The organism is Idiomarina sp. D18 (assembly GCF_057748155.1).
This window is the reverse complement of sequence record NZ_CM173240.1, coordinates 2,389,340-2,404,727: the sequence shown is the minus strand read 5'-3', so window position 1 is coordinate 2,404,727 and position 15,388 is coordinate 2,389,340. Positions and strand designations below refer to the sequence as shown.

The window sequence follows — 15,388 nt, the reverse complement described above, 5'->3', positions numbered from 1 at the left end:
AACTAAGCTCCTTTCGCTTCCGATGAGGTTTCACATAAAGGAAACCCGAGTGCTTCGCGCGCTTGATAATAGACTTCAGCACATGCCTTAGCCATTGTTCTGACGCGCAAGATATAGCGTTGGCGTTCTGTCACTGAAATAGCGTGACGGGCGTCTAATAAGTTAAAAGCGTGTGACGCCTTCATGACCTGTTCATAAGCGGGTAGTGATAGACCACGCTCGATCAGCACATTACATTCTTGCTCACACTCATCAAAACGACGAAATAGGGTATCGGTATTGGCAATTTCAAAGTTGTACGTCGATTGCTCAACTTCGTTTTGGTGGAATACGTCACGGTAGAAAATTTTACCACGCGGGCCGTCGGCCCAAACCAAATCATAGATGCTGTCAACACCTTGAATATACATGGCAAGACGTTCAAGGCCGTAGGTGATCTCTCCAGCAACAGGTTTACATTCAATGCCGCCGACTTGCTGGAAGTACGTGAACTGAGTGACCTCCATGCCGTTCAACCAAACCTCCCAGCCTAAGCCCCAAGCGCCCAGTGTTGGACTTTCCCAGTTGTCCTCGACAAAACGAATGTCGTGAGTAAGTGGGTCGAAACCGAGCAACTTAAGTGAGCCAAGATAGAGTTCTTGAATATCCTTTGGTGACGGTTTCATGATGACTTGAAATTGGTAGTAATGTTGCAGTCGGTTAGGGTTTTCACCATAGCGCCCATCGGTCGGGCGACGACAAGGTTGCACATACGCAAAGCTTGCCGGTTCAGGACCCAGTGACCGCAAAAAGGTCATGGGGTGGAATGTACCTGCACCCACTTCCATGTCTAGCGGCTGTACTACCGCACAACCTTGCTGAGCCCAGTAATCTTGGAGGGCGAGTATCAGCCCCTGGAAAGTATTAACGTCGTATTTTGCCATAAGTGTATGCAACCTATTTTTTGGTTGACCAAAGATAATCATGTATGTCTAGATTATACCCTTTGATAAGCCTCGGTTATAGGGGATAAAATGACAAATCAGCAACTCGTTCGCTGTGGTTGGTGTGAAGGCGACAGCGAATACGAGCATTATCACGATACGCTCTGGGGGATGCCGGTTAAGGATCCGCAGGATTTGTTTGCAAAGCTATGTCTTGATGGACAACAAGCGGGATTAAGTTGGCTTACCATTTTACGCAAGTGGGACGCCTACCATGCGCTGTTCCATAACTTTAATCCAGATGCGCTTGTGAGAATGCCAGATTACGAACGTGAAGCACTGTATACCAACCCTGCCATCATTCGTAGCCAAGCGAAAATTGACGCGATATTTACTAATGCGCGTGCATACCTTAAATTGCGTGATAGGGGACAAGACTTTAGCGAATTTTTGTGGAAATTCGTCGACTTTGAACCCACAATTAATGCGTATCAGGCATTATCTGAAGTACCCACTGAAACAACTGCGTCGCGTCAGATGGCAAAGGCCCTAAAAAAAGAAGGCTTTAAATTTGTCGGCCCGACAATTTGCTACGCTTTTATGGAGGCCGTGGGTATGGTGAACGACCATTTGATCGACTGTCATCGCTATGAACCGTGTAAGACAGCGATGGAAACCTTTAGACTGAGCACTAAACGGAAGTGATATGATAGAAATTACCTTGGCTGACTACGCCAACCCAGCACATGCCCAAGCAGTGGTGAATATGCTCGACATGTATGCAAAAGACCCAATGGGGGGCGGAGAAGGAATATCGGAAGAGGTTAAGGATAACCTCATTAAAGAGATGGCCAAACGGGATAACGTATTTTCCTTACTTGCATTCGACGGTGACCAACCTGTAGGCGTTGTGAATTGTGTAGAAGGTTTCTCAACTTTTGCGGCAAAACCGTTGATGAATATCCACGACATTGCAGTGGTCGATGAGTATCGTGGCCAAGGTGTTGCTCAAAAGCTACTTGAAGAAGTTAAAACCTTGGCGCAGTTTCGTGGTTGCGTAAAACTGACTCTAGAAGTACTCACTCACAACGACCGCGCTAAAAAGGCATACGAGAACTTTGGCTTCAAGCCTTACGAGCTGGGCGATGTTGGCCAAGCAGAGTTCTGGGAGTGCTATTTAAACTAAATGGGTTACCAAAGTCGCACGTCTAATCGTGCGACTTTTCTATCCAGTATCTGAATGGTGTGTCTGCAACAGATTGTTGCACTAACTTGTGCTCCATGAACTCACAGAATTGTGGAATGTCGCGTCGCGTGGCAGGGTCATCGGCTATCACCATCAGTATCTGACCCACCGTTAGCTTACGGATCGTGGCACGCACCAACATGACGGGCTCCGGGCATCTCAGACCTAAAGTATCTAATTCTTTATCGACTTTGATTTGCATCGCTCATCGCTCGTATAAGGCAGTCATAAAAAAGCCCATGATACCATAGGTACCATGGGCTTTTATCTATCTAAGAGCGTTTAAACGCGCTCAAATACCGTTGCTATACCCTGACCTAGACCAATGCACATAGTTGCTAAGCCGAGTTTAGCGTCTTTCTCTTCCATTAAGTTAATCAGCGTCGTAGAGATACGGGCGCCAGAACAACCGAGTGGATGACCTAAAGCAATGGCGCCGCCGTTCAAGTTGACCTTGTCTTCCATTTGGTCGAATAGTTTAAGACCTTTAAGTACAGGGAGTGATTGAGCGGCAAACGCTTCGTTAAGCTCAACGACATCGATGTCATCCATACTTACGCCTGCACGTTTCAGTGCCTTTTCGGTCGCTGGCACCGGGCCATACCCCATGATGCTTGGATCGCAACCTGCGACGGCCATCGAGCGAATTTTAACGCGCGGCGTTAAACCTAATGCTTTTGCTTTTTCTGCAGACATGACTAGCATTGCTGCAGCGCCGTCAGATAGTGCAGATGAAGTACCTGCGGTAACCGTCCCGTTAGCAGGGTCGAATACTGGGCGCAGCTGAGCGAGAGACTCCGCTGTGGTTTCCGGACGAATGACTTCATCGGTTGTAACACGAACCAGTTCGCCTTTTTCGTTGTGGCCGTTAATTGCATAGATTTCCTTAGCGAAACGTCCCTCAACCGTGGCTTGATGCGCGCGTTGGTGAGAGCGTGCACCAAAGGCATCTTGTTGTTCGCGAGATATACCAAACTTGCGAGACAACAGTTCTGCGGTCATTCCCATGCTCCCCGCAGCGCGTGCCACGGACTTATTCATGCCTGGATGGAAGTCGATGCCGTGGGTCATTGGCACGTGACCCATGTGTTCAACACCACCCGCCATAAAGATGTCCCCGTCGCCATTCATGATTGCGCGTGTTGCATCATGCAGCGCCTGCATTGATGAGCCACATAAGCGGTTTACGGTAACGCCAGCTACCGAGTGCGGAATGCCTGCGATAAGCGCTGAATTACGAGCAATATTAAAGCCTTGTTCAAGCGTTTGCTGAACACAACCCCAATAGATATCTTCTAGTTCATTGACATCCACCTCGGGATTGCGCTCAAGAAGACCTTTCATCAATGCGGCCGAAAGGTCTTCGGCGCGCGTATGGCGAAAAACGCCATTCTTAGAACGTCCCATTGGGGTACGAATACAGTCTACGATAACTACGTCTTTCATTATAAAATCCTCCTCGCCTTACTTCGCGCTAGTTGTGTCGAAGTAAGATTTGCCCGCTTTCGCCATTTCGCGCATACCGTCAGTCACTTGGTAGATTTCACCTAAGTGCGCGTATTTATCTGCGAGCTTCACAAAATTCTCGATACCCACGGTTTCTAAGTAACGGAAAGGTCCGCCACGGAAGGGAGGGAAGCCAAGACCGTAAAGTAACGCAATGTCTGCTTCTGCAGCTGAACCAATAATGCCTTCTTCAAGACAACGAACGACCTCGTTCACCATTGGGATCATGCAGCGAGCGATAACTTCATCTTTATCTGCTTGCTTACCAGGTTCTGCACCAATGAGTTTATAGGTTTCAGGATCGGCTTCTTTCGTTGGTTTACCTTTCTTATCGGTGCCATACACATAGAAGCCTTTGCCGTTTTTCTGACCGTAGCGTTCTGCTTTTGCTAACTGAGCAATTGCGCTACTCTCGTTGCGCGCCATGCGCGATGGGAAGCCATCAGCCATGACCACGGTACAATGATCAGCGGTATCAATACCGACAACGTCGCTTAAGTAAGCAGGGCCCATGGGCCAACCGAACATCTTCTCCATGACCTTATCAATACCAACAAAGTCGATACCTTCGTCGACCATGCCAGCAAAACCAGCTAAGTAAGGAAAAAGTACACGGTTAACGTAGAAGCCAGGGCAGTCGTTAACAACAATCGGTGTTTTACCCAACTTCAGTGCGTAAGCGACAACTGCGGCAACGGTTTCGTCGGAGGTTTTTTCGCCACGGATAATTTCAACCAATGGCATTTTATGCACTGGATTGAAGAAGTGCATACCGCAGAATTTCTCGGGACGCTTGAGGTTTTTCGCCAGTTCCGTGATAGAAATAGTCGATGTGTTTGACGTTAAAATAGCATCGTCGCTGATCACGCCTTCGACTTCTGCTAACACCGAGCCTTTGACTTTTGGATTCTCAACAACCGCCTCAACAACGATATCAACGTCTTTAACTGCGTCGTTTAGTAACGTGGGTGTGATAGAAGAAAGTACCTTAATCATTTTTTCGCTAGATACTTTGCCGCGTTCAACACCTTTTTTAAGGATCTTGCCAGCTTCTTTCATACCCAGATCAAGCGCATCTTGCTTGATGTCTTTCATCACTGCAGGAACGCCTTTGAGGGCTGATTGGTAAGCAATACCGCCGCCCATGATGCCAGCACCCAGTACCGCTGCGGTGTTGATCTCTTTACTTGCTGACTTAGCGTATTTCTTTGATTTTCCTTTAACGGCTTGGTCAGCGAGGAAAATCCCCACTTGTGCGTGGCATGCATCAGTCTGAGTTAAATCAAAGAATGCCTGATTCTCGGCATTTAATGCACCTTCGCGCGCTTCGCGGGCACCGTTTTCAATGGCTTCAATAGCTTTATGAGGCGCGGGGTAGTGTTTACCCGCTTTGGCTGCGACCATACCTTTAGCGGTCACTAAAGTCATGGTTAGCTCAGTATCGTTCGCTTTAAGCGGTTCCAACTTCGGTTGACGCTTAGCTTTCCAGTCTTGTTCGCCTGCAGCAGCTGCTTTAGCAAGATTCAAAGCTGCTTCCGTGAGGTTGTCCGGTTCAACAACAGCATCGACGGCACCCACTTTTAGTGCGTCTAAAGCAGAGTTGTTCTTACCTGTAGTAATCCACTCAAGCGCGTTGTCAGGGCCGATTACACGCGGTAAACGCATCGTGCCACCGAAGCCTGGAATGAGACCTAACTTCACCTCAGGCAAACCAATTGTGGCAGTGCTATCGGCAACGCGATAATCACACGCAAGTAATGCTTCACAGCCACCACCGAGTGCAAAGCCTTTAACGGCACCAACGGTTGGAACCGGCAGGTCTTCTAATTGGTCGAATACGCGTGAAGCTTTTGCGACCCATTCGCGAGTGTTCTCAGGGTCTGCAAACATGTTTAAGAATTCAGTGATATCAGCGCCGACGATGAACGTTGGTTTAGAACTGGTGACAATCACACCACGCAAGTCATCGGTTTGTGCTAATTGAGTAAGTGCGTCACTAAACTCTTGTAAGGTTTTTTGGTCAAATTTATTAACCGAGCCTTTGGCATCAAACTGAAGCTCTGCAAAACCCGGCTCTATAAAATCAACCCGGATGCTTTCGCCTTGATAAATCATGTTGGGTCTCCCAAGACATCATTAAATTTTTACGTTTCCAATACTTTATTTGGAAAGTAGTTAAGTTAAAGTAAGAAGAGTGTGGCGCGAAAGCGCTAAATTTTCAACGGTTATTTAAACATGCGTTTGAATCAATGGATAAACTGACGTCTATCATTCGTTACAGCTTATTGGCTTGTTTTCTCAGCACAGTGCACGCTATCGCTGCGCAGCCGGGTGGACAATCCGTAGCCAATGCACCTCAGCAGTCGGCGGATGTTAGCCAACAGCGTGAGCTATTTAAAAAGGCTGAATATGCAGCCCGTCGAGGCCGCATTGCTGAATATAACCAACTTTTAGCCCAGTTGGAAAACTATCCTCTCAAACCTTATCTTGAACTTGAGCGGTTACAGCAGATCGGCTATTTAGCTAACGAAGATAGAGTAGTCAGTTTTCTTGAGCAATATAAAGGTACGCCGTTAGACTGGCAATTGCGTCAGCCGTGGTTAGATTACTTAGCGAACCAAGGGGAATATCAGCGTTTTATTCGCGATTTTCGACATCCAGGTACGTTAACGCATCAATGCTACCTCATTGAGGCGGAAAGGGCTCGCGGACTTCAAGACGGTCCCTTTATCCGGAAAGTAGACGCGATATGGCGGCATGGATTTTCCGTGCCTTCAGCGTGTGATGGTATTCTGAATGAATGGGCGGACTTAGGCGCGCGTACCAAAGATAAGGTTTGGCAGAGACTGGTACTTGCCGCAGAGGACGGAAACCCGACTTTAATCCCATATTTGACGAGTTTGTTACCCAACAAAGAACAGTATCTGGGCGATCTCTACTATAAAGTACGCTATTCACCCGCAGCGATTGGTCAGCTATCGAGATTTCGTGGTGTTGATGCTGCTAAAGAAGCACAAATAGCAACGTTTGCGTTGACCAAACTCATTTGGCGAGCAGAAGAGCTCGCACTTAAAGCCTATGAGCGCCTGGTGTCACGTTTGCCATTTACCGCAGCGCAGCGGCACAGAATAGCTGAGGAGTTTGCCGTCGCGTTGAGTTTGAAAGAGCACCCAGAAGCTCGGGTTTGGCATCAAAAAGTACCACCGTCTGAGCTCGATGAGCGCGTTTTACAGTGGCGTCTTGCGGCATACTTGCGTGATCATGACTTCGCGGCCTTAAAGATGACCATTCAAACATTGCCGCCGGCCATATCGGGTGGAAACCAGTGGCAATACTGGCTTGCTCGTGCCATGGAGGAAACGGGCGATAAGCTTAACGCAAATAAAATCTACTCGGAGCTGGCAAAAGAACGCCACTACTATGGCTTTTTGGCCGCGGCGCGTATTGGTGCACCGGTGAGTTTAGAGAAGGACCCGGTCAAGGCGACGCAAACGCAGATAACTACCTTGTTAGAGCGCGATGATGTTAAACGGGCTTATGAATTTCTTCAGCTAGGGCGCGATGTCGATGCCCGCCGCGAGTGGAATCATCTACTCAGTGACATCGACGGTGAGGCATTTAAGACCGCCGCCGTGATAGCCAGTGACTGGGGCTGGCATGATCAGGCGATTTGGACGTTGGCCCAAATTGGTCACTTTGATGCCGTCGAGATAAGGTTTCCCATGGCTTATAGCGAAATCATCAATCTCTCGTCCGAAAAATACGGTATCGACCCAGCGTGGGCGATGGCAATAACACGACGTGAGAGTAGCTTTCGAGCCGATGCCTACTCAGGAGCTGGCGCGCGCGGGCTCATGCAGATCTTGCCCGGTACCGCGAAGTTGCTACGCAATGATGATAGCTTTAAACGTCTCAACACACCGGAAGTTAATGTCGCGCTTGGTACTTACTATTTGAGTCGGCTGAAAGAACGCTTTGATGGTAATCATGTGCTGGCTACCGCGGCCTACAATGCGGGCTATTATAAGGTCAAAGATTGGCTACCTTCTGAGCCGACTGCGCTCGATGAATGGGTCGAGATGATTCCTTATTACGAAACGCGGGACTATGTAAAAGCGGTACTCAGTTATCAACAGATTTATGAACTTCTCAATGGTAAAGAGGTTAATTTATTTGATGCCTTTGCTACCATGAGAGTGAAAGATGACTAACGGTTCAGAAGTACGTGAAAAAAGCTAATTACCTGCGCTTGACGGAAGCTGTTGAGCATGAGATTGAAATTAAAAACAGTCGTTTCATTGCGTCGTTAGCGCCTATATTGAGCGCGGACGATGTGGCGAACCATATTGCCGACGTTAAGCAACGTTGGACTAAAGCCAATCACTATTGTACTGCATCTGTCGTCGGGAGCCCCTTTGATGATACCTGTTATGCAAGCAGTGATGATGGCGAGCCCAGTGGCACCGCGGGGCGACCAATGCTTAACGTATTAACCCATCATCCGTTAGGTGAGGTTTCTGCTGTTGTCGTGCGTTACTTTGGGGGGATCAAGCTAGGTACAGGTGGTTTACAGCGTGCTTACAGCCAAGCCGTAGCGGAAGCACTCCCGTTCATCAAAACAGCAGAGCGTAAATACCGTGAATACTACAGTTTAGTCTATGAGTACGGGGATCAGGGTGCTGTTGAGAGCATTTTGAGCAGCTGCGAATATAAAGTCATTGAGCAAACATACACTGAGACAGTACATCAAATCATCGCCATTGAGCCTGAATACCGCGCTCAACTCGACAAGCAGTTTCAGGCTCAAACACAAGGGCGCGTAAAGCTTTTAGAAGAACATCGCGCTGGGTTGGAATAATCGTTCGACCTGATCGATGTACTTCTTGTCTAGCAAGAATAGCATCACATGGTCATCAGATTGAATAATGGTCTCGCTATGAGCCATCAGTACTTCGCTACCTCGCACAACCGCACCGATAGTCGTTCCTGGGGGAAGCTTAATATCTTTAATGGCTTTACCCACCACTTTTGACGTTGATTCATCCCCATGTGCAATCGCCTCAATCGCCTCGGCCGCACCTTTGCGTAGCGAGTAAACGTTGACGATATCGCCGCGGCGCACGTGCGTTAACAAGGCGGAAATCGTTGCCCGCTGTGGTGATATAGCAATATCAATCTCACCGCCTTGAACTAAATCGACATAAGCACTGCGTTGGATAAGCACCATGGTTTTGCGGGCGCCCATACGTTTTGCCAGCATCGCCGACATGATGTTAGCTTCATCATCGTTGGTTACGGCAATAAAGACATCGGTATCTTCAACGTGTTCTTCTTCTAGTAACTTTTGGTCGGAAGCATCACCTTTGAACACTAGTGTGTGTTCAAGTTGCTGCGATAGAGCCTCTGCACGCGACTCAGACCGCTCAATGAGCTTAACGCGATGGTCCGCCTCAAGCTGTTTGGCAAGCCCTGCACCAATATTACCACCGCCCACAATCATAATTCGGCGGTATCTATTTTCGAGTTTTTGCAACTCTTCCATGACCCGGTTTACATGGCGTGTATCGGCAATGAAAAACACTTCGTCATCGGCTTCAATGACGGTAGTACCGGTAGGACGAATCGGTTTACCTTGGCGATAAATAGCCGCCACCCGCGTATCGATATTGGGCATGTGCTCTTTGAGTGTTGAGATAGCATGACCGACCAGCTTGCCTCCGTAATACGCTTTTACGGCCACCAAACTGGCTTTGCCTGAGGCAAACTCCATGACCTGCAGTGCGCCCGGGTAGTCAATCAACTTACGAATATAGTTAGTGACGAGTTGCTCCGGTGAAATGATGTAATCCACCGGTGCGTCGTTCTTGTGAAACAATTGATCACGGTACCGAATGTACTCTTCAGAGCGAATACGAGCGATTTTAGTCGGCGTATTAAAGATTGAGTAGGCGACCTGACAGGCAATCATGTTGGTTTCATCACTGCTTGTTACAGCGATTAATAAATCGGCATCTTCGGCGCCGGCGCGACGCAACGTGTCTGGATGAGAGCCATGACCTACAACAATACGTAAATCGTACTTATCTTGAAACGACTCTAGCAGTTCGGCATTAGTATCGACGAGTGTAATGTCGTTACGTTCGCCGACAAGGTTTTCAGCGAGCGTTCCGCCAACCTGACCTACACCCAATATAATTATTTTCATGACAGTTTTTCTATCTTCGCGTAAAAGAATCCGTCACCATCATTTTCGCCCGGTAGAAGCTGTAACATGGGACGGTTCGCCTCAATAGCTATAAGGTTAGCATCGGAATGCTGACCGAGGAAGCGCGATATTTGCTCACTATTTTCCTCGGGTAAGATAGAGCATGTGGCATATATGAGCTGACCTCCAGGCTTTAATGTAGGCCAAAGACGCTCTAACATGCTTTGCTGTAACTCAACAAGCTGATCGATATCTGATGAACGGCGCAACCACTTGATATCTGGATGGCGACGAATGACACCCGTAGCGGAGCAGGGGGCATCTAACAAAATACGGTCAAAAGGCTGCTTATCCCACCAACTATCAAGCTCTAAAACGTCGGCACAAACCACTTCGCATGAGAGGTCGGCGCGATATAAGTTCTCATTGACGCGCTCAAGGCGCTGCTCATCAACGTCAATAGCGATTAAGGGTGTTTGAAACTCGGTGCGTTCAAGCAGGTGAACCGTTTTCCCGCCGGGTGCTGCGCAGCAATCAAGCACTCTGTGCTCGGGTTGGGCGTCTACCATATCCGCTGCTAGTTGTGCTGAACGGTCCTGAACTGAGACCCAGCCTGCTTCAAAATGCGGGAGTTTAGTCACCGGCACCGGTTTAACAAGTCGAATCGCATCGCTTGCCTGACTGTCGGCAACGGCTTCAATACCGTTCTCAGCTAACAGTGCAGTGTAGTCAGTCACGTTAGTGTGGCGTCGGTTTGCGCGGAGCCAGAGTGGCGGCTGAGTATCATTCGCTGTGAAAACAGCTTCCGCTTTTTCACCGTAGGCGGCTTTAATTTTCTCTCTAAGCCAACGCGGATGGTTAACACCTTGCGCGCTTGGCAGGTCGCGTTCGCCATCATCGTTACGAGCAGGCGCTTCACGTAAAACTTGACGTAAAACCCCATTCACCAAACCACTTAATGCTTTACGTTTTAATAATTTGCTTGCCTCAACGGTGGCGCTCACCGCTGCGTGATCTTTAGTTCGCAATTTAAACAGTTGGTAAGTGCCCACTAACAGTAGCGACTGGATAATTTGGTTTTTGCCCTTCAAGGGTTTATCTAGCTTGCCGCTGACTTTTTCAGTCAACACGGGTAAGTAGCGCATGACACCATAACTAATCGCTTGTGCGAGGCGCTTATCTTCCGCGGATAACTGCTCACTATAGGAGGTTAATGCTTGAGTCAGTGACTGGCCTTGTTCCAGTACTGCGTGGATAGCTTGAGCGGCGACAGCGCGACTGTGCGCGCCCGTCGATGTGTTAGTCGACATTGGTTAAATTAACCCCAATTGCAAAGGTGGTGGCATACCCATTCAATAGGTCACTCACGGGTAACGGCTTTTTACCGGGTAACTGCAATGAGTGAAGGGTTAAGGCACCTTGTGAGCAGGCAACGGTAATACCCGCAGGTGAACAGTCGATAATGGTGCCTGGCGCTGAGCGGTGATCGGTTTGGCTAACGCTGGCTTGATGAACCTTAACAGTGCGTTGGCCGGGTTTACCGCCAGGAAGCTCAAACCAAGCAAACGGCCAGGGATTAAATGCACGTACATTTCTCTCGAGCTGGGTCGCGTCCGACCAGTCAATTTTGCCTTCGTCCTTACTCAGTTTTTTTGCGTACGTCGCGGCATCGTGGTTTTGAACTTCCGCGCGTTCACGGTAGCTTTCAATATCGTCCAATGTGGTTACCAGTGCACGGGGTCCGAGTTGAGCGAGTTTTTTATAAAGCGAAGCGGATGTCTCTTGTGCATCAATGGCACAACGCTCAACGTGAAGGACTGGACCCGTGTCGAGTCCTTTTTCCATTTGCATAACGGCAACACCGGAAGCCTCATCGCCCGCCCAAATCGAGCGTTGGATAGGCGCCGCTCCACGCCAGCGTGGTAGCAACGAACCATGTACATTAATACATCCATACTTGGGCGTGGTCAAAATAGGTTCTGGCAACAATAAGCCATAAGCGACAACGACCATCACGTCGGGACGATACTCCGCGAGTTGCTGCTGAGCCAACGCTGTGTTTAGTTTTTCGGGTTGCTCCACTGCAATCGTGTGTTCAAGAGCCAGCTGTTTGACAGCACTGGGCTGTAGCTTTTTCCCTCGTCCGGCTTTGCGGTCCGGTTGGGTATAAACCGCAACGACTTCGTGATCACTGTTAAGTAGCGCCGCTAAATGGTCGGCTGCAAATTCAGGTGTACCCGCAAAAACAATACGTAATGGTCTGTGTGTGCTCAATCGATTAGGCTCCAGTGCTTAATTTTTCTTGCAAACGTTGCTCTTTCTCGAGTTTCTTACGAATTCGTTCACGTTTAAGCGGTGACAAGTAATCGACGAACAGTTTGCCATCTAGGTGATCAATTTCGTGTTGCACACAGATGGCTAATAGACCTTCCGCATCCATTGAGAATCGCTCACCATTTTTATCCAACGCTTGCACGGTAATACTTTCTGCACGCTCAACTTTAGCAAAAACGTTCGGAAACGACAGGCAACCCTCTTCGTTGGTGAAATGACCCTCAGAGCGTGTAATCTCAGGGTTAATAAATACTAAGGGTTCGTTCTGATTTTCACTACAGTCAGCGACGAATAAACGTTGATGAACGTCTACTTGAGTAGCCGCTAAACCGACGCCTTGAGATTCATACATCGTCTCAAACATATCGTCAATTGTGGCGCGTAGCGCATCGTCAACCTGTTCGATAGGCTGCGCAACAGTGCGTAAGCGCTCATCGGGGTACTTAAGTACCGTTAACTTAGTCATTCCAAAATCTCCTTCGCTTTAACTACTTTTATTTTACCTTAAATTGGGGGAGGAATGACAGCCGTGCAGTATCATGAACTTGCTTTATTAATGAGTCTCAACAAAGCGCCAATCGCTGTACAGCGGGAATGTAGAGAGTCTGAGCAGCTAGAAGCGATTGAAGATCGATGTCTGCAATCGATTAAGTCGGTGCAGAGAGCTTACGTACTTCAGGCAATGCATTGGCTGGAAAACGATAACTGTGGTGTCGTGGGCTGGTTTGATGACCAATATCCCACACTTTTAAGAACCATAGAGCGCCCGCCTATGGTGTTATTTTATAAAGGGCGCACTGAACTACTATCCCAAGCGAGTGTCGCCATGGTCGGTAGTCGAAAGGCGAGTCACTATGGTATTCAGGTTACCGATCAATTGGCTCGGGAATGCGCGCAATCAGGGTTAGCAGTAGTGAGTGGCTTAGCGATGGGCATCGATGCGGCGGCGCATCGCGCAGCGTTAGACTATGGGGCGACCATCGCGGTATTAGGCACCGGCATCGATCAGATCTATCCGCGTAGAAATCGAGAGCTCTATGAGTTGATCAGCCATCAGGGGTTAATCATCAGTGAGTTTTCACCAGGCACGCCAGCACGCATGGATCATTTTCCGCGTCGCAACCGTATTATAAGTGGACTGTCGAAAGGTGTCGTTGTTATCGAAGCCGCTCGACGCAGCGGCTCCATTTCCACAGCGTTGTCTGCATTAAGAGAGGGCCGCGAGGTCGGTGCCGTGCCTAACAGTATTTTTGCGAAGTCGCAGGAAGGGTGTCACTGGTTGTTGAAAGAGGGTGCTCATTTGATCACGTGTGCAAGTGATATCTTGTCTTGGTTTGACATCAGTGCGAGTGAACCGAGTCAGCAAACAAGATGTACAATTCCTAAACACTTGGCAAACAATCCATTGTTCGCTAATGTGAGCAATGACCCAGTGAGTTTAGATGAGCTGGTTGAACGAACGGGGTTATCGGTTGCTGAGGTAAGCGAACAATTATTATTACTTGAGCTTGAAGGACTGATTACAGCAATTCCGGGTGGTTACATAAAAGTGGGGAGGCGCTAACCATGTTTGATATCCTCATGTACTTGTTTGAGAACTATATACATTCCGACTCTGAAGTTGTGGTTGACCACGATGAGTTGACGGACGAACTCGCCCGGGCCGGATTCCATCGGCAAGAAATCCAAAAGGCGTTAGCGTGGCTTGAACGCTTGGCGGATTTGCAGGAAACAGAGGCTAAGACCTATCTCAACGTCACACCTGTTGCTTCAATGCGGGTCTATACGGAAATTGAGTGCAGTCGGTTAGATACTCAATGTCGTGGGTTTTTAACTTATCTCGAAAACCTGGGCGTATTGGATTTTAGTACCCGAGAAATGGTCGTTGATAGAGTGATGGAGCTTGAAACCAGTCGATTTAGTCTCGACGATCTCAAGTGGGTTGTGCTTATGGTATTATTTAACCTACCAGGGCGTGAAGCGGCCTACGATAAGATGGAAGGTTTGCTATTTGAGGAGCCGGAGGGGCCGCTGCACTAATCTACTTAAGGATATAGAGTCATGCAGGCGTGTCCGAAATGCGGCCGAGAGCTGGTTGTAAAGCACAAAGGTCAGCAGAGTTTTTTGGGGTGCAGTGGCTACCCCGATTGTGAGTATACCCAAGGGCTTCGCGAACAATCAGAGATTGAGCCGGAGAGCTTGGGTGTGCCTTGTCCCCAATGCGGCAATGACTTGCAGTTAAAAAGTGGGCGGTTTGGGCTTTTTGTTGGTTGCAGTAATTATCCAGACTGTGACTTTATTGCTGAGGATCCAACTCAACGAGAACAGGACTCGGTTCCGTGTCCTGAGTGTGAAAAGGCTGGCCGAAAAGGTCGAGTTGTTGCAAAGACGGGTCGTTCAGGTAAACAGTTTTTTTCTTGTGATCAGTTTCCAACCTGCGATTTTTCATTGCCATTACCTCCCGTTAAGGAAGCCTGTCCCGAGTGTGATTTCCCTTTATTAATGCGAAAGCGCAGTCAGGGCTCCGAGCGACTTGTTTGTCCGCAAAAGCACTGCGACTACCGCTCCAAGCCGCTATAATACGCTTAGTTTTTAGTTTTAGAGAGGAACTCCAGTGTCAGCACTCGATATTGAATCAGCGCGTTCGGCGCTACTGAATGGTGTAATCGCGTACCCAACTGAAGCAGTGTTCGGTTTAGGCTGCGATCCACGCAATGAGGAAGCGATCCGCAAGATTTTAACTTTGAAAGACCGTCCCGAGGACAAAGGGCTTATTCTTATCGCCGCTGACTACAGTCAGCTGACGCCTTATGTTAAGGACTCTGCCATCGGTCAAGATAAGCGCTTTAGCGTGCTATCACATTGGCCTGGCCCGGTGACACTGATTCTTCCCGCGCGCGATACGGTTTCACCATTGCTGACCGGTGGGCGAGACACCATCGCAGTGCGTGTTACAGCGTATGAGCCCGTGCGAGAGCTTTGCCGAAAGCTAGGTACTGCATTGGTATCTACCAGCGCCAACCCCAGCGGTAAAGAGCCCGCTAGAACAGCATCAGAAGTGAGTGATTACTTCGGCGATAATATCGACTGGGTTTGGGATGAAGAAACAGGTGGCGCAGAGCAACCCTCTAAAATCATCGATCCATTTAATAACACCGTGTTGAGGTAAGGTTT

The 15,388-nt window shown here is 48.6% G+C and carries 16 protein-coding genes; 8 read left to right on the top strand and 8 right to left on the bottom strand.

What is annotated here, in order from left to right; all coding sequences use genetic code 11:
• Positions 1-2: 2 nt before the first annotated feature.
• The gene (gene glyQ, locus AC3AP5_RS11575) at positions 3-923 is read right to left on the bottom strand and encodes a glycine--tRNA ligase subunit alpha (RefSeq protein WP_006954133.1); all 921 of its coding nucleotides are present in this window, start codon (positions 921-923) and stop codon (positions 3-5) included.
• Positions 924-1,013: 90 nt separating this feature from the next.
• Between glyQ and AC3AP5_RS11570 the strand changes: the two genes are divergently transcribed.
• Together AC3AP5_RS11570 and AC3AP5_RS11565 are read left to right on the top strand one after the other, a co-directional pair.
• On the top strand, positions 1,014-1,628 hold the full coding sequence (locus tag AC3AP5_RS11570; protein WP_006954131.1) for a DNA-3-methyladenine glycosylase I: 615 nt from the start codon (positions 1,014-1,016) through the stop codon (positions 1,626-1,628).
• Between the two features lies 1 nt (position 1,629).
• Positions 1,630-2,109 carry a GNAT family N-acetyltransferase gene (locus AC3AP5_RS11565; RefSeq protein ID WP_006954128.1) on the top strand — a complete coding sequence of 160 codons (480 nt, stop codon included), beginning with the start codon at positions 1,630-1,632 and terminating at the stop codon, positions 2,107-2,109.
• A gap of 22 nt (positions 2,110-2,131) precedes the next feature.
• Here AC3AP5_RS11565 and tusA read toward each other — a convergent pair whose 3' ends face one another.
• The 3 genes from tusA to fadB all read right to left on the bottom strand — a co-directional run bounded on the left by tusA (position 2,132) and on the right by fadB (position 5,790).
• Positions 2,132-2,371, bottom strand: coding sequence for a sulfurtransferase TusA (gene tusA, locus AC3AP5_RS11560; protein WP_487326753.1), 240 nt, complete (start codon positions 2,369-2,371; stop codon positions 2,132-2,134).
• A gap of 80 nt (positions 2,372-2,451) precedes the next feature.
• Entirely contained in the window at positions 2,452-3,615 is a 1,164-nt protein-coding gene (fadA, locus tag AC3AP5_RS11555; RefSeq protein WP_006954125.1) for an acetyl-CoA C-acyltransferase FadA, read from the bottom strand.
• An 18-nt stretch (positions 3,616-3,633) separates the two neighbouring features.
• Positions 3,634-5,790: a fatty acid oxidation complex subunit alpha FadB gene (gene fadB, locus AC3AP5_RS11550; protein WP_006954123.1), complete on the bottom strand. Its 2,157-nt coding sequence runs from the start codon at positions 5,788-5,790 to the stop codon at positions 3,634-3,636.
• Positions 5,791-5,924: 134 nt separating this feature from the next.
• On the opposite strand from fadB, the gene AC3AP5_RS11545 reads away from it, so the two are divergent.
• Together AC3AP5_RS11545 and AC3AP5_RS11540 are read left to right on the top strand one after the other, a co-directional pair.
• Entirely contained in the window at positions 5,925-7,886 is a 1,962-nt protein-coding gene (locus AC3AP5_RS11545; RefSeq protein WP_272978774.1) for a transglycosylase SLT domain-containing protein, read from the top strand.
• Between the two features lie 14 nt (positions 7,887-7,900).
• A complete protein-coding gene (locus AC3AP5_RS11540) occupies positions 7,901-8,533 on the top strand; it encodes a YigZ family protein (RefSeq protein ID WP_287830586.1) in 633 nt (210 codons plus the stop codon).
• On the opposite strand, the gene trkA is transcribed toward AC3AP5_RS11540, so the two are convergent.
• From trkA to def, 4 genes are read right to left on the bottom strand one after another with little or no spacing between them, the layout of a single operon-like run.
• Positions 8,504-9,880 (bottom strand): Trk system potassium transporter TrkA, encoded by a 1,377-nt coding sequence (gene trkA, locus AC3AP5_RS11535; protein WP_006954118.1) that lies wholly within the window; start codon positions 9,878-9,880, stop codon positions 8,504-8,506. The genes AC3AP5_RS11540 and trkA overlap by 30 nt on opposite strands.
• On the bottom strand, positions 9,877-11,190 hold the full coding sequence (gene rsmB, locus AC3AP5_RS11530) for a 16S rRNA (cytosine(967)-C(5))-methyltransferase RsmB (protein WP_487326752.1): 1,314 nt from the start codon (positions 11,188-11,190) through the stop codon (positions 9,877-9,879). The genes trkA and rsmB overlap by 4 nt, the downstream gene beginning before the upstream one ends.
• Positions 11,180-12,154 carry a methionyl-tRNA formyltransferase gene (fmt, locus tag AC3AP5_RS11525; RefSeq protein WP_487326751.1) on the bottom strand — a complete coding sequence of 325 codons (975 nt, stop codon included), beginning with the start codon at positions 12,152-12,154 and terminating at the stop codon, positions 11,180-11,182. Before fmt ends, rsmB begins: the two co-directional genes overlap by 11 nt.
• Positions 12,155-12,158: 4 nt before the next feature.
• On the bottom strand, positions 12,159-12,680 hold the full coding sequence (gene def, locus AC3AP5_RS11520; RefSeq protein ID WP_006954113.1) for a peptide deformylase: 522 nt from the start codon (positions 12,678-12,680) through the stop codon (positions 12,159-12,161).
• A 54-nt stretch (positions 12,681-12,734) separates the two neighbouring features.
• Here def and dprA point away from each other — a divergent pair, with 54 nt between their 5' ends.
• From dprA to tsaC, 4 genes are read left to right on the top strand one after another with little or no spacing between them, the layout of a single operon-like run.
• Positions 12,735-13,778 (top strand): DNA-processing protein DprA, encoded by a 1,044-nt coding sequence (gene dprA / locus AC3AP5_RS11515; protein WP_287830591.1) that lies wholly within the window; start codon positions 12,735-12,737, stop codon positions 13,776-13,778.
• Positions 13,779-13,780: 2 nt separating this feature from the next.
• Positions 13,781-14,254 (top strand): DUF494 family protein, encoded by a 474-nt coding sequence (locus AC3AP5_RS11510; protein WP_006954110.1) that lies wholly within the window; start codon positions 13,781-13,783, stop codon positions 14,252-14,254.
• A gap of 21 nt (positions 14,255-14,275) precedes the next feature.
• A complete protein-coding gene (locus AC3AP5_RS11505) occupies positions 14,276-14,794 on the top strand; it encodes a DNA topoisomerase family protein (protein ID WP_272978763.1) in 519 nt (172 codons plus the stop codon).
• Between the two features lie 34 nt (positions 14,795-14,828).
• Positions 14,829-15,383, top strand: coding sequence for an L-threonylcarbamoyladenylate synthase type 1 TsaC (gene tsaC / locus AC3AP5_RS11500; protein WP_272978762.1), 555 nt, complete (start codon positions 14,829-14,831; stop codon positions 15,381-15,383).
• The last annotated feature ends 5 nt before the right edge of the window (positions 15,384-15,388 follow it).